General features: G+C 59.8%; 4 protein-coding genes. All 4 read right to left on the reverse strand.

The annotated features are described in order from the left end of the window. A partial coding sequence (locus RA210_RS18590; RefSeq protein WP_201487607.1) for a c-type cytochrome occupies window positions 1–482 on the reverse strand: 482 nt, incomplete at its 3' end. Window positions 483–495: 13 nt separating this feature from the next. Then, entirely contained in the window at window positions 496–1545 is a 1050-nt protein-coding gene (locus tag RA210_RS18595) for a copper resistance protein B (RefSeq protein WP_236574806.1), read from the reverse strand. Continuing rightward, the gene (locus RA210_RS18600; protein WP_201487608.1) at window positions 1535–1912 is read right to left on the reverse strand and encodes a hypothetical protein; all 378 of its coding nucleotides are present in this window, start codon (window positions 1910–1912) and stop codon (window positions 1535–1537) included. The genes RA210_RS18595 and RA210_RS18600 overlap by 11 nt, the downstream gene beginning before the upstream one ends. A gap of 11 nt (window positions 1913–1923) precedes the next feature. Beyond that, a partial coding sequence (locus tag RA210_RS18605; RefSeq protein WP_201487609.1) for a multicopper oxidase domain-containing protein occupies window positions 1924–2640 on the reverse strand: 717 nt, incomplete at its 5' end.

Raw genomic sequence — 2640 nt, forward strand, 5'->3', positions numbered from 1 at the left:
TATTCCTGCGCATCAAGCTTCGGCAACTGCTCCAGGAAGGCCACCATTCCCCATATATACTCATCGCCCATGCTCTTGCCCCAGGCAGGCATGCCCGAAGCCTTGATCCCATGCTTGATGATCCAGAATGTGGCTGCGGGGTTGCCATTAGCTCCCACCTTACTCAAGTCGGGCGGAGCTGGATAAAGGCTCTGGCTGAGTTCGGTTTCACTCACCCCTGGAGCCAGGTGGCAACCGATACACATCGAGTTGTAGTTACCGGCGCCTGATCGAATCATCTTTTCATCGGCGAGATTGGGAACCTCGACATCCCTGGCTCGCACAGCAATCGAACGCTCGCGCGCAGTGTTCAGCAGCGCATGAATTGCTGGGAAATGCGGGTCATCAGCCCCCACGTTGATAACGCCGGAATACACGACGCCGGCACCAACTACTGCTGCAACAAGGCTGGCCAGCGTCAGGGTTTTTATAGTTCTTTTCATTTCATTTGATCTCTCAGAACCAGATTCGGACACCAGCCACCAAACGCGCCTCGCTGACATCCTCGTCCTCTTCGCGCAGCAGGTCGGCGGTGTTGCCGTAGGCGCGGGTCCAGTTCACCCCAATGTATGGAGCAAATTCGCGGCGAATCTCGTAGCGCAGGCGCAGGCCAAGCTGGGTGTCGCTAAGGCCCGAGCCGACGCCACGCTCCTCATCATTGCGGCCGAACAGATTGACTTCAGCGACTGGCTGCAGGATGAGGCGGTTGGTCAGCAGCATGTCGTACTCGGCACTCAGGCGTGCAGCACTCTGCCCCCCTTCGCCCAGGAAGGCGGTCGCCTCGGTTTCCAACCCATACAGCGGCATGCCCTGCACGCCGAAGGCGGCCCAGGTCTGCGGCGAACCCGGTTTGAAGTCCTGCCGTACCCCGGCCACGGTTTCCCACCAAGGACCGATGGCGTGGCTCCACAGCAGCTGCAGTTCGGCCTCTTCGGTGTGACCGTTGAGGCGCTCGCCTTCGGAGCGGAAGGCGAGGCGGTCGATATTGCCGCCAACCCAACCACTCAGATCCCAGCTCAGCGCGCTGCCGTCGTCGGCATCCTGCCACTCCAACTGATCGGCGAGAAACAGGTAGTTGATCCCGTCCTTGTGCATGGCGTGTGGTGGCAACGGCGGAAAGGCTGCTGCGCGGTCAGCGTCAGTCAGCGGTGGCACCGGAGCGCCCTGGTACCGACGCTGAGGCTGACTTGCTTGGCTCGTCGACCGCATCTCCATGTGCTGCTGATGCATTTGCATCATCTGCTCATGGCTCATCTGGCCACCATGCATCTGCTGCATCATCTGGCCATGGTCCATGCTGCCGTGATTCATCATCGGCATGCCTTGTTCCGATGTGGCAGCCTTTTGAGGCTCGGCTTGTGGATTATGTGCACTAGGTTGGCCGTTCGACGGCGAAGCGCTTCCGCCATGACCAGCGTGAGCCGAGTGGTCCTCGACCTCGACCGCTTGAGCGGCACCGACCATCCCGAGACTCAGGGCGAATACGAGGGGAAACTTATTGCCCATTTTTCCCGTCCTTGGCGCCAGACGCGGCTTTTGCCGGGGGCATACCGTCATGATTCATCTGCCCTTGACCCATGTTCTGGTCGTGCATCTGTTTCATCATCTGGTCATGGTCCATGCCACCATGGTCCATCATCTGGCTGTGGTCCATCATGCCGCCTTGCGGCATTTGGCCACTTCCCATGTTCATGTTGCCCTGACTCTTCATCTCGCCAGGCTGGGGCTTCTGAGCGGCCGGCTTGCCGGTTTGGGTATTCTGCGGGTGATGTCCTTCGTGCTCGCTCTGTGCCATCGCATTCGACAGAGCGCCAAGCAGGCCAAAGGCCAAGGCGCTGGCGAACAGGGTTTTGCGCAATTGGAAGGTGGTCATCTCAGCTCTCCTCATTCTTCGACGCGGACTTCACGGAACATTCCGAGGTCCATGTGCATCAACAGGTGGCAGTGGTAGGCCCAGCGGCCCAAGGCATCGGCAGTCACGCGGTAGCTGCGCTTCGAGCCAGGCGGCATGTCGATGGTGTGTTTGCGGACCAGGAAGTTGCCATTTTCATCTTCCAGGTCACTCCACAGACCATGGAGGTGAATGGGGTGGTGCATCATGGTGTCGTTGACCAGCACGATGCGCAGCCTTTCACCATATTTCAGCCGGATCGGCTGGGCGTGGGCGAATTCCACACCGTCGATGGACCAGGCGAAACGCTCCATATGACCGGTCAGGTGCAGCTCGATGGTCCGACTTGGCACCCGGCCGTCAGGATCGGCGAAACGGCTGCGCAGATCGGCATAGGTCAGGACTCGACGACCATTGTTGCGCAAGCCAAGGCCTGGATCGTCCAGCTTGGCCACCGGCATCATGGTCTGCATGTCCACCAGCGGATTGCCGTTCTCGCTGCTCGGGTGGCTCTGCATAGTCATAGCTCCGGCAGCACCATGCTGCATACCGGCCATCTGTCCATGATCCATTCCAGACATTTGACCATGATCCATCCCAGGCATTTGGCTGTGATCCATACCAGCCATGCTCGCATGGTCCATCCCCGCGGAGCGACCGGCTCCGTGATCCATGCCGGCCATTCCGCTCATGTCCGAGTCGCCTTGGGC

Source organism: Pseudomonas sp. OF001 (assembly GCF_904426495.1).
Lineage (GTDB): Bacteria > Pseudomonadota > Gammaproteobacteria > Pseudomonadales > Pseudomonadaceae > Geopseudomonas.